The following is a 20,676-nucleotide window of genomic DNA, read 5'->3' on the forward strand; positions in this document are numbered from 1 at the left end:
AAAGGAATTGCTTCATGACCTGATCAGCAAGCCGACCAGGCACGAGGTCAATCAATAAATTGGCATTGACAATGTGCACGCTGTTGAGTTCTCAAGGACCAGACGCACTCCCCGCTCGACCCCGAAAGGTTCCGCCAGAGAGGCATTCGTCTTGTACAACATCCTGGGCGCACAACCAGAGGTCGTGTTTCCGAGGAGTTGGTTGCCTGAGCGGGACCCCGTCCGGACTGCATCTCCAGGTATTCAACCCGGTGATCGTCTCGGCCGTTCCGTTCTCCGCCTCAGCGGCAACGAGTGATTACTTTACGCAGAGGTGAACGGCAGCGCCAAGCCGGCCCACATCCCGGGCGTGTCGCCCTCTGCGCCGCTGTTGCGTACTCCCCCGGCAACGACGAACGGCCCGCTCCCCACCTGGGGGAACGGGCCGTTCGGGAGCGCTGTCAGTGCCGCGCGATGACCGGGTTCTTGAGCGAACCGATGCCGGAGATGGTGACCTCGACGATCTCGCCGTCGCGGATCTGTCCGACACCGGCCGGAGTGCCCGTCAGGATGACGTCACCGGGCAGGAGGGTCCAGATCGAGGACACGAACTCGACGAGCGACGGGATGTCGTGCACCATCTCGTTCGTCGAGGCCGCCTGCCGGAGGTCACCGTCGACGCGGGTCTCGATGCGGATGTCCGACGGGTCGATCTCGGTCTCGATCACCGGGCCGAGCGGGCAGAAGGTGTCGAAGCCCTTCGCCCGGGTCCACTGGCCGTCGCGCGCCTGCAGGTCGCGGGCGGTCACGTCGTTGGCGATCGTGTAGCCGAGGATGACGCTCGCGAAGTCCTCACGCCGGACGTTCTTCGCGAGCGAGCCGATCACGATGGCGAGTTCGCCCTCGTGGTCGACGCGTCCGATGTCGGCCGGGAGGCGGATGGGTTCGTCCGGACCGATCACCGAGGTGTTCGGCTTGAGGAACACCACCGGGTCGTCGCCGGCACGCTCGTCCATCTCCGAGGCGTGCTCCGAGTAGTTGAGCCCGACGCCGATGACCTTCGACCGCGGGATGACGGGTGCGAGGAGCTTGGCGTCGGCGAGTGCCACGCGCTCCCCCGTGGTCTCGAACCCCTGGTACATCGGGTCTCCCGCGAGCACCACCAGAGCGCGCTCGTCGAGGATGCCGTACCGGGGGTCTTCACCCTTGCTGCTGAACCGTGCGATCTTCACCGTTCGACCCTACCCACGCCCGCCGGTCGATCAGGACGCGTCGGTCAGCTTGGTCATCCACCCGTGCGGGTCGGGACGACGGCCGTACTGGATGTCGGTGAGTTCATCGCGCAGGGACATCGTGAGTTCCCCGGCCCCCACGGTCGGCGAACCGATCGTGAAGCCGTCACCCCGGAGTTCGGCGATCGGGGTCACGACGGCGGCGGTCCCGCACGCGAACGCCTCGGTGATCGAGCCGTCGGCGACGCCGTCACGCCACTCGTCGAGGGTCACGCGGCGCTTCTCGACGGTCAGGCCGCGGTCCTCGGCCAACTGCAGGATCGAGTCACGCGTGATCCCCTCGAGGATGGAGTCGGAGTCCGGCGTGACGAGGGTGCCGTCGGACTTGACCAGGACGACGTTCATGCCGCCGAGCTCTTCGAGGTACTTGCCCTCCACCGAGTCGAGGAACATCACCTGCTGGCAGCCGTGCTCGTAGGCCTCTTGCTGGGGCAGCAGCGACGAGGCGTAGTTGCCGCCGGTCTTCGCCGCACCGGTCCCGCCCTTGCCGGCGCGCGCGTACTGCGTCGACAGCCAGATCGACACCGGCTTCGGGCCCGAGGTGAAGTACGCACCGGCGGGGCTCGCGATGCAGTGGTACGCGACGGCCTGTGCCGCGCGGACCCCGAGGAACGACTCCGTCGCGATCATGAACGGCCGCAGGTACAGGCTGGTCTCGGGCGCCGAGGGCACCCAGTCGACGTCGGTCTGCACGAGCTGCCGGATCGACTCGACGAACGCCTCGACCGGGAGCTCCGGGAGCGCCAGGCGTCGGGCGGACCGCTGGAAGCGTCGGGCGTTGGCGTCCGGTCGGAACGACCACACCGAGCCGTCCGCGTGCCGGTAGGCCTTGAGCCCCTCGAAGATCTCCTGGGCGTAGTGCAGGACGCTCGCGCTCGGGTCGAGGGACAACGGCCCGTACGGGTGGATCGACGCACTGTGCCAGCCGTCGTCGAGCGTCCACTCGACCGTCGCCATGTGGTCGGTGAAGTGCTTGCCGAAGCCCGGGTCGGCGAGGATCTGCTCACGCTCGGCAGCCGCGCGGCGGTCGGCGGACGGGGTGCTGGCGAACTCGAGTCCGAAGGCGGTGTCGGTGCTCATGGGGAGGACTCCTTCTCAGGCGGTGGTGGTGCGTGCCGTGGCCGCGGCGGCGATCGCGTCGCCGATCTCGGCCGTGCGACGCGGCGTGGTGCCCCGGTCGGCGAGGTCGGACTCCACCGCAGCCGTCACCGCGGCCGCCAGGTCACCGCGACCGAGGTGGTCGAGCAACAGGGCGACGGAACGGATCGCGGCGGTGGGGTCGGCCAGCTGCTGACCTGCGATGTCCGGCGCGGAACCGTGGACCGGCTCGAACATGCTGGGGAAGGTGCCGTCCGGGTTGATGTTGCCCGAGGCCGCCAGACCGATGCCGCCGCTGATCGCGCCGGCCAGGTCGGTGATGATGTCGCCGAACAGGTTGTCGGTGACGATGACGTCGAACCGTGCGGGGTCGCGGACCATGTGGATGGTGACCGCGTCCACGTGCTGGTAGTCGACCGTGACGTCCGGGTACTCGGCGCCGACGGCCGCGACGGTGCGCTGCCAGAGGGCTCCGGCGTGCACCAGGACGTTGCTCTTGTGCACGAGGGTCAGGTGGCGACGCGGGCGTCGGTCGGCCAGCGCGAAGGCGTACCGCACGACCCGTTCGACACCGAAGGCGGTGTTCAACGAGACCTCGGTCGCGATCTCGTGCGGGGTACCGGTCCGGATGGCGCCGCCGTTGCCGACGTAGGGCCCCTCGGTGCCTTCGCGGACGACCACGAAGTCGACCTCGCCGGGGTCGGCGAGCGGCGTCGGGACGGCCGGGTGCACCGTCGTCGGCCGGAGGTTCACGTAGTGGTCGAACGCGAAGCGGAGCTTGAGGAGCAGCCCGCGCTCGATGATGCCGCCGGCGAGCCGCGGGTCACGCGGGTCACCGCCGACCGCTCCGAGCAGGATCGCGTCGTGCTGCGCGATCGCTGCCATGTCGTCGTCGGTCAGGATGTCGCCGGTCTCCAGGTACCGTGCGGCGCCGAGGGAGAACGGGGTCTCCTGCACCACGAGGTCGTCCGGCAGGACCGCGTGTAGGACCTTCAGGGCCTCGTCGACGACCTCGGGGCCGATGCCGTCACCACGGATGACCGCGAGTCGGATCGTCTGCGCGCTGCTCATGTCCGCCACTCCCCTAGAGCGTGATGTCGATCTCGCGGAGCGAGGACGCGTCGATCGCCGAGCGGACGTGCTCGAGGATCTCGGCCGGCACGGGCGAGTCGACCGTCAGGACGCTCAGTGCCTGGCCACCGGCGGCTTCGCGCGAGATCTGCATCGCGGCGATGTTGATGCCGGCCTGGCCGAACTCCTTGCCGTAGACCGCGACGATGCCCGGACGGTCGGTGTACTCCATGACGACGTGGTGCCGGTCGAGCGGCACCTCGACGTCGTGCCCGTTGATCTCGACGAGCTTCTCGACCTGCTTCGGGCCGGTGAGCGTGCCGGAGACGCTGATCGCCGGGCCATCGGACTGGGCGCCGCGGATCGTCAGCACGTTGCGGTACTCGGGGCTGTCGGTCTCGGTGATGAGGCGGACGGTGACCCCGCGCTGCTCGGCGATGAGCGGAGCGTTGACGTAGGAGACCTGGTCGCTGACGACGTCGGTGAAGACGCCCTTGAGCGCCGCGAGCTTCAGCACGCTGACGTCGTACTCGGCGAGCTCGCCGTGCACCTCGACGTCGATGCTCGTGACCGGCGAGGTCGCGAGGGCGGTGAAGACCTGGCCGAGCTTCTCGACGAGCGGGATGCCGGGGCGCACGTACGGGTCGATGACCCCGCCGGCGACGTTGACCGCGTCGGGCACGAGCTCGCCGCCGAGGGCGAGACGGACCGACTTGGCGACCGAGACGCCTGCCTTCTCTTGCGCTTCGTCGGTGGAGGCGCCGAGGTGCGGCGTCACGACGACGTTCGGGAGTGCCAGGAGCGGCGAGTCCTTCGGGGGCTCGGCGACGAAGACGTCGAGGCCGGCGCCGGCGATGGTGTTCGACGTGAGGGCCCGGTGCAGGGCGTCCTCGTCGATCAGGCCACCGCGGGCCACGTTCACGACGAACGCGGTCGGCTTCATCAGGGCGAACTGGTCGTCCGAGATCATGCCGAGGGTCTCCGGTGTCCTCGGCATGTGGATCGTGGTGAAGTCCGCCCGACGCAGCAGGTCCTCGAGGGAGACGAGCTCGACCCCGAGCTGCTGCGCACGTGCCGTGGTGACGTACGGGTCGTACGCGATGACCGTCACGCCGAAGGCCTGCAGCCGCTGGGTGATGAGCGCGCCGATGCGGCCGAGGCCGATGATGCCGACGGTCTTCTCGTAGAGCTCGACACCGGTGTACGACGAGCGCTTCCACGCACCGGCGGCCAGCGAGGCGTGGGCGGCCGGGATGTGCCGTGCGAGCGACAGGATGTGCCCGACCGTGAGCTCCGCCGCCGAGATGATGTTCGAGGTCGGGGCGTTCACCACCATCACGCCGGCGGTCGTCGCGGCCTTGATGTCGACGTTGTCGAGGCCGACGCCGGCGCGGGCGACGACCTTGAGGACCGGTGCCGCGGCGATCGCCTCGGCGTCGATCTTGGTGGCGGACCGCACGAGGACGGCGTGCGCGTCGGACAGCGCCGCCAGGAGCGCCGGACGGTCGGTGCCGTCCACGTTCCGGATCTCGAAGTCGGGCCCGAGGGCGTCGACCGTTGCGGGCGAGAGTTCTTCGGCGATCAGGACGACCGGCTTCGACACAGCAGCTGTTTCCTCACTCGAGACGGTTGGTATCCCACCATGCTATCGACGCGGGCCGGTGGTTACGACCGCGGGAGCGGTCCTGTGGAGAACCACACGACGGCCAGGAGGGGCGGGGCGGGGCCGCACCGCGCCTCCTGGCCGTCGGCGGGTCGCGTCAGAAGTCCAGCAGCGTCGGGACGAACAGCTGGAGGTCGAGCCAGAGGGCGCCGGCGCCCGCGAAGGCGACCACGAACACCGCGATCGTGACGGGCAGGCTCGAACGCCGGGTGATGACGATCGCCCCGACGAACGCGACCGGCGCGATGAGGATGTCGAGCACGAGCCACAGCCACGGGGTGCTGGTCTGCAGCGAGTCGCCGCCCGAGGTCGTCTGGAGGAACGCGTTGAAGGCGTCCACCCGCTGGTTGATCTGCGTCAGGTTGCCGACGGCCTGCACCGTCATGTACGCGAACAGCGCCGCGAACACGACCCAGACCACGATCTTCGCGACCACGGGGGCGCTGTTCCGGCGGGTCGTCGCCGGCACTGCCCCGGTCACCCGAAGCTCCGCGTCAGGAGGAACGGCCAGGGGAAGAGCACGACGGCGCCGAGGAGCATCCAGAGCAGGCGGGTCCGCGTGCGGCTGCTGCGCGCTGCCCAGAGCACCACCGTGAACCAGAGTGCCGGCGCGAGGATCGCGAGGAAGCGGAGCACCTCGACGAAGAGCGTGAGGACCGTGTCGACGCCGGAGACGTACGCGGTCGACGCGGTGAGGAGCCAGGCCACCGTGTAGAGGAGGTAGAGGCCCCCGAAGACGCCGAACCCGACGAGCGCGCCGGAGGTCTCGGGCGCCGCGGGGTCCCGCTCGCCGCGCTCGCGCACCGCCACCGGGTTGTGCGCCGCGTCGACGTGGGTGGCGTCGTCGGCGTCACCCCAGCTGAGGGCGGCGTCGTCGGTGTCGACGGCGTTCGGCACGTCCGGGTCGATCGACCCGTCTGGTGGGGATGCTGCCGTGGTCATGCCCCGATTCTACGAGGGACACGACACCGGGAGGACCAGCGACGGCCGGGAGGCCGACGTCAGACGTCGGCCGGCTGCGTCGCGAGGACCTCGGCGACGACGTCGCGGACGGCCGGGAAGAGCGGGTGGCTCTCCATCAGGCCCGTGAGGATCTCGGTCAGCGCGTGCGCGGTCGCCCCGGAACGCAGGAGTGCGTGCAGCTCGATCGACTCCGGGTCGTTCTCGTCGTCGAAGGCGAGCGCCACGCGGACGGCACCCAGCAGGTGCTCGACGGGCAGGCCGCGCTCGGCGAGCTGCGACGCCGGGCCGACGAAGCGTTCACGACGGCCGAGCTTGCGGAGCGGGTTGCGTCCGACGCGCGCGGTGGAGTCCGGCAGGTGCGGGTTCGCGATGCGGGAGAGGTTCGCGGCGACGTAGCGCGCGTGGTCCTCGGGGTCGAAGCCGTGCTTCGCGATCAGCAGCGCGGTGGTCTCGGCGAGCACCCCGTCGACCTCGGCGCGGACGGCGTCGTCCTCGAGTGCTTCGCGGATGAGCCGGATGCCCCGCACGTAGCCGTGGTAGGCGGCGGTGGCGTGCGCCGTGTTGACCGTGTAGAGCTTGCGCTCGACGAACGGCTGCAGGTCGTCGACCCAGGTGACGCCCTCGATCGTCGGCGGTTCGGCGTCGGAGCCCAGGAACGGGGTGCGCTCGATGACCCACTCGTAGAACGGTTCGAGCACGACGTCGAGGCCGCCGGACTGACCGAGCACCCCGGACTGGTCCGGGACGATGCGGTCGATCGCGCAGTTCGCGAAGACGGCGGCGATGTCGCGGTCTTCGAGGATCGGGGCGCGGCGGATGCTGGCGTGCAGCGAGTCGGTCGCGTTGAACGCGTTCTCGCAGGCGACGATCGTGACGTCGCCGCGCTCGAGCGGGCGTGCCGCGAGGCCTTCGGCGATGAGCGGCGCGACGAGCGGGAGCGTGCGTGCGCCCACGGCGGTGGTCACCACGTCGGCCTCGGCGATGGCCTGCACCACACGCTCGCGGTCGGTCTTGCTGCTGAGCGCCCGGAACCCGTAGACGAGGTGCTCGACCGGCATCTCGCCGACCTCGTGCACCACGAACCGGCCGGCTTCGTTCAGGGCCGAGACCACGCGTTCGTCGACGTCGACGAAGGTGAGCTCGTAGCCGCTCGCCACGAGGAACTGGCCCACGAACCCGCGCCCGATCTTGCCGGCGCCGATGTGGACCGCTCGCTTCGTCACCGCCATCGAACGATCATCCCATGCTGGTCGGGGCGGTCCTGACCGCGGGTGCGCAGCACGGCCGACGGGTGTCGGGAATCGTCCGCGCGCACGGCGGAGGGACGCCGGTCCGCGGCGTCGGGGCTGGAGAAGAGCTGCTGCATAACGTTCGGGTCACATCGCGAGGCGGCGGTGCAGGTGCACCGCCGCCTCGCAGGTCGAGTGGTTCTCGGAAGACTACCGCGCGGCCGAGCCGTCCACGTAGTCGCCGTCGTTCTGCTTCCACGCGAAGAGCGCGCGGAGCTCGCGGCCGGTGGCCTCGATCGGGTGGCCCTCGCCCTTGGCACGGAGCGCCTTGAACTCCGGTGCGCCGGCGTCCTGGTCCTCGATGAAGCGCTTCGCGAAGGCACCGTTCTGGATGTCCGCGAGCACCGCCTTCATGTTCTCCTTGACGTCCGGCGAGATCACGCGCGGTCCGGAGACGTAGTCACCGAACTCGGCCGTGTCGGAGATCGACCAGCGCTGCTTGGTGAGGCCGCCCTCCCAGATGAGGTCGACGATGAGCTTGAGCTCGTGCAGGACCTCGAAGTAGGCGATCTGCGGCTGGTAGCCCGCCTCGACCAGGGTCTCGAAGCCGTACTGGATGAGCTGCGAGGTGCCACCGCAGAGGACGGCCTGCTCGCCGAACAGGTCGGTCTCGGTCTCCTCGGTGAAGGTCGTCTTGATGCCGCCGGAGCGGAGGCCACCGATCGCCTTGGAGTACGACCATGCGAGGTCCCACGCGGAACCGGACGCGTCGACCTCGACGGCGACGATCACGGGGACGCCACGGCCGGCCTCGTACTCGCGGCGGACGGTGTGCCCCGGGCCCTTCGGCGCGACGAGCGACACGTCGACGCCCTCGGGCGCCTCGATGTAGCCGAAGCGGATGTTGAAGCCGTGGCCGAAGACGAGCGTCGCGCCCGGCTTGAGGTTCGGGCGGATGTCCTCGGCGTAGACGATGCGCTGGACCTGGTCCGGCGCGAGGATGACGACGACGTCGGCCCAGGCGGTGGCGTCGCCCGGCGTGTGGACCTCGAAGCCCGCCTCTTCGGCCTTCTGCCGGCTCTTCGAGCCCTCCTGCAGGCCGATCTTCACCTCGACACCCGAGTCACGGAGGTTGAGGGCGTGGGCGTGGCCCTGCGAGCCGTAGCCGATGACGGCGACCTTCTTGCCCTGGATGAGCGTCAGGTCGGCGTCGGCGTCGTACACGATGTCAGTCACGAGGGTGTGTCTCCTTGGTTCTGTGGTCGGTGCCGGGCACCATCGGCGCCCGGGAAGGGTGTGACGGGCGCTCAGCGCACCCGGTCGGTGATGCTCTTCGGTCCGCGGCCCATGCCGAGGAGGCCCGCGCGGGCGAGCTCCTTGACGCCGTAGGGCTGGAGCACGCGGAGGATCGCCTGGATCTTGCCGGGGTCGCCGGTCACCTCGACGATCAGGGAGTCGGTCGCCACGTCGACGACCTGGGCACGGAACAGGTTCACTGCTTCGAGCACCGCCGAGCGCGTCTGGTTGTCGACGCGCACCTTCACGAGCATGTGCTCGCGCTGGACCGACTGCGAGAAGTCCAGTTCGACGATCTTGATGACGTTCACCAGCTTGTTGAGCTGCTTCGTCACCTGTTCCAGCGGGAGGTCCTCGACGTCGACGACGACCGTGATCCGGCTGAGGCCGTCCACCTCGGTGTTGCCGACGGCGAGCGACTCGATGTTGAACCCGCGGCGGGCGAAGAGCCCGGCGACACGGGTCAGCAGACCGGGCTTGTCCTCCACGAGGAGGGAGAGGACGTGGCTCATGCGGTTTCTCCCGTCATGTCGGCGTCCTCGTCGTCCCAGGTGGGCGCGAGTGCCTGGGCGTACTCGATGGACGAGTTGCTGACGCCCTGCGGGACCATCGGCCACACCATCGAGTCACGGCTCACGACGAAGTCGATCACCACCGGGCGGTCGTTGGTCGCGAGGGCGAGCTCGATCGCGGCGTCGACCTCGTCGGCCTTCTCGACCCGGATGCCGAGGGCACCGTAGGCGTCGGCCAGCTTCACGAAGTCCGGCACACGGCGCGAGGCGTGCCCCGTCTCGAGGTCGGTGAAGGAGTGCCGGCCGTCGTAGAACAGCGTCTGCCACTGCCGGACCATGCCGAGCGACGAGTTGTTGATGATCGCGACCTTGATCGGGATGTCGTTGATGACGCAGGTCGCGAGTTCCTGGTTCGTCATCTGGAAGCAGCCGTCGCCGTCGATCGCCCAGACCACGCGGTCCGGCTGGGCGACCTTCGCACCCATCGCCGCGGGGACGGAGTAGCCCATCGTTCCGGCGCCACCGGAGTTGAGCCAGGCGTTGGGCCGCTCGTACTTGATGAACTGCGCGGACCACATCTGGTGCTGCCCGACACCGGAGGCGTAGACGGCCTCGGGACCGGAGAGCTCACCGATGCGCTTGATGATGCCCTGCGGCGCGAGGAGCCCGTCGGTCGGCTCGGCGTACCCGAGCGGGAAGTCGGTCTTGAGCTGGTGGAGCTTCGCCCACCACTCGTCGGTCGACGCGCGGTCCTCGACGGCGATGCCGCCCCACGCGTCGAGCAGGTCGACCAGGACCTCGCGGGCGTCACCGACGATCGGGACGTCGGCGAAGCGGATCTTCGAGATCTCGGCCGGGTCGATGTCGACGTGCACGACCTTGGCGTCCGGCGCGAACTCGTCGGCCTTGCCCGTCACGCGGTCGTCGAAGCGGGCACCGAGGGCGACGATGAGGTCGCTGTCCTGCAGGCCGAGCACCGCGGGCACCGTGCCGTGCATGCCGGGCATGCCGAGGTGCTGCGGGTGCGAGTCCGGGAACGCGCCGCGCGCCATCAGGGTCGTGACGACCGGCGCCCCGGTCGCCTCGGCGAAGCGGAGCAGCTCGGCGGTCGCGCGGGAGCGGATGACCCCGCCGCCGACGTAGAGCACCGGGCGCTTCGACTCGGACAGCAGCTGCGCGGCCGCGGTGATCTGCTTGCCGTGCGCCTTGGTCACCGGGCGGTAGCCGGGCAGGTCGATCTTGGGCGGCCACACGTAGGGCGCCGACTTCTGCTGGGCGTCCTTCGTGATGTCCACCAGCACTGGGCCGGGCCGACCGGTCGTCGCGATGAGGTGCGCCGCAGCGAGGGTCGCCGGCACGTCGGCCGGGTCGGTGACCAGGAACGAGTGCTTCGTGATGGGCATTGTGATGCCGACGATGTCGGCTTCCTGGAACGCGTCGGTGCCCATCAGCGTCGAGAACACCTGGCCGGTGATCGCGATGAACGGCACCGAGTCCATGTAGGCGTCGGCTATGGCCGTGACGAGGTTCGTCGCGCCGGGGCCGGACGTCGCGATGGCGACCCCGACCTTGCCGGACGACGAGGCGTAGCCCTCGGCGGCGTGGCCGGCGCCCTGCTCGTGACGGACGAGGATGTGGCGGATCGTGGTCGACGCCATCAGCTCGTCGTAGAACGGGATGATCGCGCCGCCCGGCAGGCCGAAGACGTCGGTGATCCCGAGGTGCTCGAGCGTCCGGAGGACGGCTCCCGAGCCGGTGAGGATCTCCGGCGACCGGCGTGCACCGGCGGCCGCGGACAACGGAGTTGCTTCCGTGGGCATGAGTGGTCCTTGCCTGAGTGGTGGCGGTGGTGCGGGTGTCGGACGCTAGCCCGTGACCGCGCCCTGGGCGGCGGACTTCACGAGCTTGGCGTACTTCGCGAGGACTCCGCGGGTGTAGCGCGGGGGCAGCGGGGCCCAGCCGTCACGGCGGGCCTCCAGCTCGGCCGGGTCGACCAGTAGGTCGAGCGAGCGAGCCGCGATGTCGACACGGATGCGGTCGCCATCACGAACGAAAGCGACTGGACCTGCGTCCACTGCTTCCGGTGCGATGTGGCCGATGCACAGGCCGGTTGTGCCGCCTGAGAATCGACCGTCGGTCAAGAGTAGTACATCCTTGCCGAGGCCCGCGCCCTTGATGGCCGCGGTGATGGCGAGCATCTCGCGCATCCCCGGGCCGCCCTTGGGGCCCTCGTAGCGGATGACGACGACGTCGCCCTTCTCGATCTTGCCCTCGGTCAGGGCGTCCATCGCCGCACGTTCGCGGTCGAACACGCGGGCGGGGCCCTCGAAGACGGAGGCGTCGAAGCCCGCGGTCTTCACCACGGCACCCTCGGGGGCGAAGGAGCCCTGCAGGACGGTGAGGCCACCGGTCTCGTGGATCGGGTTGTCGAGCGTGCGGAAGACCTCGCCGTCGAGTGCCGGCGGGTCGATCTCGGCCAGGTTCTCGGCGACGGTCTTGCCCGTCACGGTCATGCAGTCGCCGTGCAGCAGGCCCGCGTCGAGCAGCGCCTTCATGATCACGGGGATGCCGCCGTTGCGGTCGACGTCGACCATGACGTACTTGCCGAAGGGCTTCATGTCGGCCAGGTGCGGGACCTTGGAACCGATGCGGTTGAAGTCGTCCAGCGACAGCTCGACCTCGGCCTCGTAGGCGATCGCGAGCAGGTGCAGGATGACGTTGGTCGAACCGCCGAGGGCCATCGCGACGGCGATCGCGTTCTCGAAGGCTTCCTTGGTGAGGATCTGGCGGGCGGTGATGCCGTGCTCGAGCATGTTCACCACGGCCTCGCCCGAGCGGTGCGCGTAGTAGTCACGGCGACGGTCGGCGCTCGGCGGAGCGGCGGAGCCCGGGAGCGACATGCCGAGGGCCTCGGCGACGGAGGCCATCGTGTTCGCCGTGTACATGCCACCGCAGGCGCCCTCGCCCGGGACGATGGCGCACTCGATCTTCTTGAGCTCTTCCTCGCTCATGGTGCCGGCCTTGCAGGCACCGACGCCCTCGAAGGAGTCGATGATCGTGACTTCCTTCATCGTGCCGTCGGCCTGCTTCACGTAGCCCGGCATGACCGAACCGGCGTAGAGGAACACGCTCGCCAGGTCGAGTCGCGCGGCGGCCATCAGCATGCCGGGGAGCGACTTGTCGCAGCCGGCGAGCAGGACGGTGCCGTCGAGGCGCTCCGCGTTGACGACGGTCTCGACGCTGTCCGCGATGACCTCACGCGAGACGAGGGAGAAGTGCATGCCCTCGTGGCCCATCGAGATGCCGTCCGAGACGGAGATGGTGCCGAACTGCAGGGGGTAGCCGCCACCGGAGTGCACGCCCTCCTTCGCACCCTGTGCGAGGCGGTCGAGCGACAGGTTGCACGGCGTGATCTCGTTCCACGAGGACGCGATGCCGATCTGCGGCTTGCTCCAGTCCTCGTCTCCCATACCGACGGCCCGCAGCATGCCACGTGAGGTGGTTGCTTCGATCCCGTCGGTGACGACCCGGCTGCGCGGCTTGACGTCGATATCAGGCATGGGATGAGTCTAGGACGCTTTGGGATACCAGCCGTGCACCCCCGTGCATTCTCATGCTCGGGGGCCGCGATCAGCGGGTGGCGCGGAGCCTCGCCAGCTGCTTCAGGACCCCGGTCAGGGCCGCCGGGTCGGCGATGCGGTACCCGGCCCGGGTCTCCCCCGGCCCGACCTTCACCCCGACGTCGCCGTCGCCGAGCACGCGGAAGGCGTCCTCGTCGGTGACGTCGTCGCCGGCGAAGAACACCGCGTCGGCACGGTGCAGCTCGCGGAGCCGGGCGATCGCGTCGCCCTTCGTGACGTGGCGCACCGCGAACTCGGCGATGTCCTTGCCACCGCGCTCGAGCACCTCGGGGTCGGCCTCGTGCGCCGCGCGGCTCGCCGCCGCGTTCGCCTCGGCCGCGACCTCGGCGGAGACACGGCGTGTGTGCACCCCGTGCCCGGCGGGCTTGTGCTCGATCACGACGCCCGGGAACCGTTCGCCGACCTCGTCGAGCGCCGCACCGATCCGTGCCACACGCTCCACCTCGTCGTCACTGAGCGCGGCCTCGTCGTGGCCGTCCACGCGCCACTCGACGCCGTGCGAACCGACGAGCGCCATGTCCTCCGGCGCGTGGGTCACCGCGGCCAGGCTGCCGAGGGGACGCCCCGACACGAGCACCACCTCGGTGTCCTTCGCACGGTGCAGGGTCAGGACCGCGGCCCACGACCCGGGCAGCGCCCCGACCTGCGAGGGGTCGTCGGCGAAGGGGGCCAGCGTGCCGTCGAAGTCGAGGGCGACGATCAGTCGCGGCGCAGCCGCGAGCGTCTCGAGGGCCGCGTCGATGGCGGACTGGTCGGTGGTGGTCTCAGTCATCACGTGCCTCCCGGGTGTCCTCGGCAGCCCTGGCGGACTGGGCGTCCTGGTCGAAGATCGACATGTTGTCGGTCTGCGCCTCACGGTGCTGTTCGCGCGGGTCGGCGGCGGACGGGTCGATCTGGGCGTTCCGCGGCGCGTGCCGGTCGAGCGCCTCGAGGAACGAGCGCGACCAGCGCGCCACGTCGTTGTCGCGGACGCGCTTGCGGAGCGCGCGCATACGCGTCGACCGCTCGCGACGCGGCATCTGGATGGCGCGCTCGATCGAGTCCTTGAGCGCCCCGATGTCGTGCGGGTTGACGATCACGGCCTGCTTGAGCTCGTCGGCGGCGCCGGCGAACTCGGACAGGATGAGCACCCCGTCGTTGTCGAAGCGGGCGGCGACGTACTCCTTCGCGACGAGGTTCATGCCGTCGCGCAGCGCCGTGACGAGCATGATGTCGGCGGCCAGGTAGAGCGCCACCATCTCCTCGCGCGGGTAGCCGTGGTGCAGGTACGAGATCGGCTGGTGGCCGATGACGCCGAGGTCGCCGTTGATGCGGCCGACGCTCAGCTCGATCTCGTCGCGGAGCGCCGCGTACGAGTCGACACGCTCGCGGCTCGGGCTCGCGACCTGGATCAGGGTGGCGTCCTCGACCGCGATGCGGCCGTCCTCCACCAGCTCGCCGAAGGCCTTGATGCGGTGGCGGATGCCCTTGGTGTAGTCGAGCCGGTCGACGCCGAGCAGCACCGTCTTCGGGTTGCCGAGGCTCTCGCGGATCTCGCGCGCACGCTCCTGCACCTCGGGCTTGCGGGCGATCGCCTCGAAGCTCTCGGCGTCGATGGAGATCGGGAAGTGCCTGGCCTCGACGTGGCGGACCGTGATGCCCTTGCGGCTGCGCGGGGCCGCTGGGTCGTCCACCGGGACGTCGATCGTGGTGCCCTTGGTCGTGTAGCCCTTGATGTGGCGGACCGCTCGGAGGAAGTCGCTGGCGTCGTCGTGGCGCTGGAAGCCGATGACGTCGGCGCCGAGCAGCCCGTCGAGGATCTGCGCACGCCACGGCAGCTGCGCGTAGATGCCGACCGGCGGGAACGGGATGTGGTTGAAGAAGCCGATCGTCAGGTCGGGGCGCTTGGCGCGGAGCAGGGCCGGCACGAGCTGCAGCTGGTAGTCCTGCACCCAGACGATGCCGTCCTGCTCGACGATCTCGGCGATCTGCGCGGCGAAGCGCTCGTTCACGCGCTTGTACGCGTTCCACCAGTCACGGTGGTAGCTCGGGTGCTCGATGACGTCGTGGTACAGCGGCCAGAGCGTGTCGTTGCTGAAGCCCTCGTAGTACTCCTCGACGTCGTCGTCGGAGAGCGGGACGGGGACGATGTGGATGCCCTCGTTGTCGAACGGTGCGACCTCGACCTCGGCCTGCCCCACCCAGCCGACCCAGGCTCCGTCGTTCGCGCGCATCACGGGTTCGAGGGCGGTCACGAGGCCGCCCGGCGAGTGCCGCCAGCCCTCGTTGCCGTCCTGGTCGACGACGCGGTCCACGGGGAGTCGGTTGGAGGCGACGACGAACGAGTAGCGGGTCTGTTCGGTGCGGTCTGCAGGCATGGGGTGGTGTGATCTCCGTTCCGCCCGGCCGGGGCCGGGTGCGTCGGGTGCGTCGGTGCGTCGGGTGCGACGGCCGGCGTGGTGCGCCGGGTGGCCCGGCGTGCTGCGCCGGGTGCGCTGCCGAAGTTACCAGCGTGGGGACAGCGTATTCACGGCGGACCGGCGGTTCCGCTACGCTGCAGGCACGTGTCGGGGGGACACGGGTGCTGGAGTGCGGCGCCGGCCTCCCGGTCGGAGAGGACCCCCAGCCGTGAGCGAGAACCCGCCGAACCAGCCAGTCCCGCCGTCGCAGCCCGGTCCGGGCCAGCCCGGTGCCGGCCAGCCCGCCTGGAACGGCCAGCCCGCCTGGCAGCAGCAGCCTGGAGGCCCGCAGCAGTGGACGGGTCAGCCCGCCCCCGCCGCGCAGCCGTCCGATGCGTTCGGTCGCTTCCTGCGGTCCGTGTCCGGTCGCGACTGGCTGGCGGCCGTGCTCGCCGCCGTCGGCGGCTGGGTCGCGGCGTACGTCGTCGCCGGGCTCTCGCTGCTCATCACCGTCGGACTGCTCGCGTCGGGCGGCAGCGGGTCGGCCGCTCCGTCCGCCGGGTCCGGCACCGACCTCGGCGCGGGCTCGGCCCCCGACGTGGAGTCGCTGCTCTCCGGCGTGAGCGTCCTGCTCGGTGCGCCGGCGCAGCTCGTGGCCCTCGCCGACCTCGGCCGACTGCACCTGTCCGGGTCGATCGGGTTCCTCGGTTCCGGCTCGGGCTCGCTCGCCGTGGTGCCCGCGCTGGTGCTCGCCGCGCAGGTCGTCCTGGCCGTCGTGCTCACCCGCCGGATCCGCACGCGTGGCCTCGGCCGCACGCAGGTGCTCGTCACCGCGGCGGTCTCCGGCCTCGTCACCACCGTGCTCACGAACGTCGCCGCCGGCCTCTTCGCGATCCGGTTCCCGTCGGTGTCCGGCGCGGTCATCGAGCCGGTGCACGCCGTCGGTCTCGGCAGCATCATCGGTGCGTTCGTCATCGGGGCCCTGGCGGCACTCCTCGCCCGGCCCTCCGTCCTCGCCGGGCGCAACGTCTTCGCCGCCCGGCTGCTCGGCACGCTCCGCGTCGCCGCGTCGCAGCTCACGGTCCTCGTCGTGCTGGTCGCCCTCGTCGTCATCGTCGTCGCCCTGATCGCGCAGCCGTCCTACGGCTCCGCGTTGCCGCTGCTGCTCGGGAACGTCGCGATCGGACTGACCGCGCTCGGGTTCTTCGGTGGTGTGGGGACGTCCGGCTTCGGGTCCGCCAGCGACACCGCCTCGGTGTTCGGCGGAGCCGGCGGATGGACCTGGCTCGTCGTGCTGTTCGTCGTCGTCACCTCGGTCGCGGCCGGGCTCGCCCTCGCCGTCCGTCGCAACGACCGGATCCGCACCACGCTCGACTGGGTCGTCACGCCGCTGGTGTGGTTCGCACTCGGTCTGCTCTTCTTCGTCCTCGGCACCGGAGTCGTCTCGTACCAGGTGAGCAGCACGAGCTCCGTGGACGGCTCGGGGTCGATCGGCATCGCGCCGTGGACGCCGATCGTCTTCGCCCTGTGGGGCGGCGCGATCGAGGTCGTCGCCCGGTACCTCGCCCCGGTGCTCCTGCCCCGCCTCGGCGGAGCCGTGGTGCTCCGGACGTCCCGCCTGGTCGGAGCGGACCCCCGCCCCGTCGTGCCGCCGGCGTTCCCGGCCGGGCCCGCCGCCGGCCAGGGTGCTCCCGTCGCGCCCACCGCGACCGTCGACCCGGCCGCGCCCGGTGCGCCCGGCGCTCCCGTTGCGCCCGGCGCGCCTGTCGCCGCGGACGCGCCGGCTGCCGCCGCGTGGAACACTCCCCCGGCCGCTGACCAGCACGTGCCGTACCCGCCGGCCGGGCCTGCCCAGGAACCCGCGTACGGCGTGCAGTCGATCTCCGGCGCGCAGCCGGCGGCCGGGTCGCAGCCGCCCTACGGCACGCAGCCCCCGTACGGCGCACAACCGGCCGACGGGTCGCAGCCGTTCATCGGCGGTGGTGCCCCCGCTCCGGCACCGATGTCCCCGCGGGCCAAGAAGATCCTGGTCCGTTCGCTCATCGCCGGTGGCGCCGTGATCGTCGTCGTCATCGCCGGTGCGGTCACGACGAGCGTCCTCCGCGCCAACGTCTGGGGTCCGGCCCCGACGGTGAAGTCCTACGTGCAGGCCATCGCCAGCGGTGACGCCGACACCGCCGCCGACCTGAGCGAGATCCCCGACGACGCGGCGATGCTCGACTCGAAGGTGCTCGGGAGCGCGAAGGACCGCCCGTCGGACATCCGCGTCGGCCGGGTCGCCCGGACCGGTGACACCGCCATCGCCACCCTGAGCTACACCCAGGACGGCAAGAACCGCTCCGGCCAGGTGTCGCTGCGGCGCACGGGCACCTCGTTCCTGGTGAAGGACGAGTGGCGTGTCACGCAGCCGCTGGCCCAGCAGGTCACCCTGACGGCCTCCGACGTCCTCGAGGGCGCTCCGGTGACCGTCGGCGGCAAGGAGATCGGGAAGATCAGCGACGGCAAGTTCACGTCCCTCGCCTACCCCGGCACCTACCAGGTCTCGGTCGGCGGGACGAAGTACTTCACCGGCGGCACCGAGAAGGTCGCCGTGGGCGCGGTCACGTCGGGCTACGTCGACTTCGCGCCGAAGGCGACCAAGGCACTCGAGCAGGACGCCGAGCAGTACGTGACCGACCTCATCGACGACTGCGCCGAGAAGACCGAGCTCCGGGCCCTGAGCGGCTGCCCCTGGTACGGGCCCTACGACGCCGACGGCGGCGTGCAGTACGACGTCACGTCGATGCCCGATCTGGAGGTCGAGGCGTCCCGCGCTGGCACCGTGATGGTGACGAGCACGAAGGACGGGAGCGTCTCGTACGGCTACACCTCGTACCTGGGCGACAAGAAGCGCGGCGAGGACTCGTTCAGTGTGAACCAGTACCTGAAGGTGGAGGACGGCAAGCTCGTCTCGGCCTACTGAGCCGGAGCCGACCGAGCGGCTCCGCAGCACCACGACGGCCGACCCGGATCTCCCGGGTCGGCCGTCTCAGTAGGCTGACGAGCATGGTCAGGACACGGGCGTGGTGCAGGGGCGACACGGTCGAGCGGGACTTCCCCGTCGACCGGATCTCCGACCTCGTCGCCGATCCGGACACCTTCGTCTGGATCGACTACACGGACCCGACGTCGGCGGACCTCGAGCAGATCGAGGAGGAGCTCGGCATCCACGCGCTCGCGGTCGAGGACGCCGTCGAGCACGGACAGCGGCCGAAGCTCGACCGGTACCGGGACAGCCTGTTCCTGGTCGTCTACGACGTGGGCGGCACGGACGACGAGGGTGACCTGATCACGCACGAGGTCAAGGCCTTCGTCACCGAACGGGCGCTCGTCACCATCCACGGGTCCGACGTCGACACCACCCCGATGGAACACCGGCTCACGGCGAACTCCGACATCGCCGAACACGGCGTGCCCTGGCTCGTCTGGGCGCTGCTCGACGCGGTCGTCGACCGGGCCACCGACACCGTCGAGGACCTCGAGCGGCAGATCGATGCGCTCGAGGACGACCTCTTCGAGCCGGGCGACCCCCGCGAGCAGCAGATCCAGCGGCGGTCGTTCCGGCTCCGCAAGACCCTCGGGGTGCTCCGGCGGCTGGTCGTCCCGACGCGGGACAGCGTCGCCTCGTTGCTGCACGGTGACGCGGAGACGATCTCGAACGGCATCCGGCCGTACTTCCGCGACGTCGAGGACCACCTGGTCTCGATCGCCGACTCCGTCGAACAGCTCCGTGACGCCGTGTCGAGCGTGCTCGACACGACCCTGAACCTGGCGTCGAACCGGCAGAACACCGTCATGAAGAAGGTCACGAGCTGGGCGGCGATCATCGCGATCCCGACCGGTGTGACGAGCTTCTTCGGGCAGAACGTGAAGTTCCCGGGCGAGGGCGCCTGGAGTGGTCTCTGGGCCTCGCTCGCGATCATCACCGCGTCGTCGCTCGTGCTCTACCGCGTCTTCAAGACCCGCGACTGGCTCTGACCGCGCACGGCACCGGCACCGCCTCGGCACCGGGCTCCGCCGACGTCAGAGCGCGAGCGCCATGACCCCGGCGACGACTGTGAGCGGCGCGACGACGCACCCGAGCGCCATGTACCGGCCCCAGGACAGGTGCACGCCCTCGGCCGACAGCCGTGCGTGCCACAGCAGCGTCGCGAGCGAGGCCCACGGCGTGATGAGGCAGCCGGCGTTGACGCCGATGAGCAGCGCCGCGTACCGGACGGCCTCGTGCCCGGCGGCCGGTTCGAGCACCAGGTACGCCGGCAGGTTGTCGATGCCGTTCGCGGCGACCGCGCCCGCACCGCCGAGCAGCAGCAGCGGGCCGGTCCCGGTGCCGCCCTGCAGCGCGTGCACGATCGGGTCGGTGATGCCCGTCGTGTGCAGCGCCTCGACCACCACGAACAGCCCGGCGGCGAACAGCAGGGTCGACCACGGCACGCGGGACACCCGGAGTTCGGACGGTGACCGGAACGCCGCGACCACGACGAGCACCACGGCGGCCAGGACCGCGGCGATCCACACGGTCACCCCGGCCGTCAGGGCGACGACGAGCGCGACGAGCACCGCGGAGGCCGCCCAGAAGAACACCGGGTCCTTCGGCGTGCGGACGGACACCGGCGAGTAGCGGCCGAACAGCTTGCCGCGGAACACCACGAGCAGGACGACGCACGGCACGACCACCCCGGCGACCGCGGGCCAGGCCATCAGCCCGGCGAACGGCAGCGGACCGCCGAGCCCCATCCGGTCGACGGCGAGCAGGTTCGTCAGGTTCGACACCGGCAGCAGCAGCGAGGCCGTGTTCGCGAGCCAGACCGTGGTCAGGGCGAACGGCATCGGGGGCAGTCCCACACGCCGTGCGAGCGAGATGACGATGGGGGTGAGGAGCACCGCGGTGGTGTCGATCGACAGGAAGACGGTGCAGAGCACGGCGAGCACGACGACCGCGCCCCAGAGGCCGATGGTGCGCCCGCCACCGACCCGGGCGGCGACGTCGGCGAGGCGGTCGAACACCCCGGCGTCCGCGGCGAGCTCGGCGACGACGGTCAGCCCGAGCACGAACCCGAGGACCGGCAGGACCCGGTCGGCGAGCACGGCGAGGTCGTCGAGGGGCAGCAGCCCGAACACGACGCAGACCGCGCCGACCACGAGCAGGGCCGCTCCGATGACCGCTTGACGCACGAATACTCCTCCGGCAGACACCGCGGCAGGGTGACCGGCGGCGCTCCAATGTACGGGCCGGTAGCGTTGTCAGCACGACGACAGGAGGCCTCTGTGCGCAAGTTCATGTTCAACGGTGCGGTGTGGAGTTCGCTCATCAGCGGCTACAGCGTGCTGCAGACCACCCGCCAGGGACCGCGTGACTGGCGGCTCGCGCTGACCTGGGTCGCGTGGCTCGCCACGACGATCGTGGCGATCGGCACGGTCGTCGAGGACGACCGCGCGGTCAAGGCGCGCCAGTAGGTCCAGACGCGGCAGGGGGTCGCGGACGCGACCGGCCTGACGGACGGGAGGCACGGTG

At 70.5% G+C, this 20,676-nt stretch carries 17 protein-coding genes; 3 read left to right on the plus strand and 14 right to left on the minus strand.

The features are described from left to right. Positions 1–440: 440 nt before the first annotated feature. The 13 genes from BIU91_RS13075 to otsA form a co-directional block, all read right to left on the minus strand. A complete protein-coding gene (locus tag BIU91_RS13075; RefSeq protein ID WP_027466538.1) occupies positions 441–1,211 on the minus strand; it encodes a fumarylacetoacetate hydrolase family protein in 771 nt (256 codons plus the stop codon). A gap of 30 nt (positions 1,212–1,241) precedes the next feature. Next, positions 1,242–2,351, minus strand: coding sequence for a branched-chain amino acid aminotransferase (locus BIU91_RS13080; RefSeq protein WP_027466537.1), 1,110 nt, complete (start codon positions 2,349–2,351; stop codon positions 1,242–1,244). 15 nt (positions 2,352–2,366) lie between these two features. After that, entirely contained in the window at positions 2,367–3,440 is a 1,074-nt protein-coding gene (locus tag BIU91_RS13085) for a 3-isopropylmalate dehydrogenase (protein ID WP_071405821.1), read from the minus strand. Between the two features lie 13 nt (positions 3,441–3,453). Continuing rightward, entirely contained in the window at positions 3,454–5,043 is a 1,590-nt protein-coding gene (serA, locus tag BIU91_RS13090) for a phosphoglycerate dehydrogenase (protein ID WP_071405810.1), read from the minus strand. Positions 5,044–5,200: 157 nt separating this feature from the next. After that, complete coding sequence (locus BIU91_RS13095; RefSeq protein ID WP_139196572.1) at positions 5,201–5,584, minus strand: hypothetical protein; 384 nt, start codon at positions 5,582–5,584, stop codon at positions 5,201–5,203. Further along, positions 5,581–6,045 (minus strand): hypothetical protein, encoded by a 465-nt coding sequence (locus tag BIU91_RS13100; RefSeq protein WP_139196571.1) that lies wholly within the window; start codon positions 6,043–6,045, stop codon positions 5,581–5,583. The genes BIU91_RS13095 and BIU91_RS13100 overlap by 4 nt, the downstream gene beginning before the upstream one ends. Positions 6,046–6,104: 59 nt before the next feature. After that, complete coding sequence (locus BIU91_RS13105; protein ID WP_071405813.1) at positions 6,105–7,295, minus strand: mannitol-1-phosphate 5-dehydrogenase; 1,191 nt, start codon at positions 7,293–7,295, stop codon at positions 6,105–6,107. A 210-nt stretch (positions 7,296–7,505) separates the two neighbouring features. After that, positions 7,506–8,531 (minus strand): ketol-acid reductoisomerase, encoded by a 1,026-nt coding sequence (gene ilvC / locus BIU91_RS13110; RefSeq protein WP_027466530.1) that lies wholly within the window; start codon positions 8,529–8,531, stop codon positions 7,506–7,508. A gap of 71 nt (positions 8,532–8,602) precedes the next feature. Then, positions 8,603–9,103: an acetolactate synthase small subunit gene (gene ilvN, locus BIU91_RS13115; RefSeq protein ID WP_071405814.1), complete on the minus strand. Its 501-nt coding sequence runs from the start codon at positions 9,101–9,103 to the stop codon at positions 8,603–8,605. Further along, complete coding sequence (locus BIU91_RS13120; RefSeq protein ID WP_027466529.1) at positions 9,100–10,923, minus strand: acetolactate synthase large subunit; 1,824 nt, start codon at positions 10,921–10,923, stop codon at positions 9,100–9,102. The genes ilvN and BIU91_RS13120 overlap by 4 nt, the downstream gene beginning before the upstream one ends. Positions 10,924–10,968: 45 nt before the next feature. After that, positions 10,969–12,663 (minus strand): dihydroxy-acid dehydratase, encoded by a 1,695-nt coding sequence (ilvD, locus tag BIU91_RS13125; RefSeq protein ID WP_071405815.1) that lies wholly within the window; start codon positions 12,661–12,663, stop codon positions 10,969–10,971. Positions 12,664–12,733: 70 nt separating this feature from the next. After that, positions 12,734–13,516, minus strand: coding sequence for a trehalose-phosphatase (gene otsB, locus BIU91_RS13130; protein WP_071405816.1), 783 nt, complete (start codon positions 13,514–13,516; stop codon positions 12,734–12,736). Then, positions 13,509–15,101: an alpha,alpha-trehalose-phosphate synthase (UDP-forming) gene (otsA, locus tag BIU91_RS13135; RefSeq protein ID WP_071405817.1), complete on the minus strand. Its 1,593-nt coding sequence runs from the start codon at positions 15,099–15,101 to the stop codon at positions 13,509–13,511. The genes otsB and otsA overlap by 8 nt, the downstream gene beginning before the upstream one ends. A gap of 250 nt (positions 15,102–15,351) precedes the next feature. On the opposite strand from otsA, the gene BIU91_RS13140 reads away from it, so the two are divergent. Then, a complete protein-coding gene (locus BIU91_RS13140) occupies positions 15,352–18,084 on the plus strand; it encodes a hypothetical protein (protein WP_071405818.1) in 2,733 nt (910 codons plus the stop codon). Between the two features lie 83 nt (positions 18,085–18,167). Next, positions 18,168–19,139, plus strand: coding sequence for a magnesium transporter CorA family protein (locus BIU91_RS13145; RefSeq protein WP_071405819.1), 972 nt, complete (start codon positions 18,168–18,170; stop codon positions 19,137–19,139). Between the two features lie 45 nt (positions 19,140–19,184). Here BIU91_RS13145 and BIU91_RS13150 read toward each other — a convergent pair whose 3' ends face one another. Then, positions 19,185–20,336, minus strand: coding sequence for an SLC13 family permease (locus BIU91_RS13150; protein ID WP_071405820.1), 1,152 nt, complete (start codon positions 20,334–20,336; stop codon positions 19,185–19,187). 93 nt (positions 20,337–20,429) lie between these two features. Here BIU91_RS13150 and BIU91_RS13155 point away from each other — a divergent pair, with 93 nt between their 5' ends. Next, positions 20,430–20,618: a hypothetical protein gene (locus tag BIU91_RS13155; protein ID WP_027466522.1), complete on the plus strand. Its 189-nt coding sequence runs from the start codon at positions 20,430–20,432 to the stop codon at positions 20,616–20,618. Positions 20,619–20,676: the final 58 nt, after the last annotated feature.

Source organism: Curtobacterium sp. MMLR14_002 (assembly GCF_001864975.1).
GTDB lineage: Bacteria > Actinomycetota > Actinomycetes > Actinomycetales > Microbacteriaceae > Curtobacterium > Curtobacterium flaccumfaciens.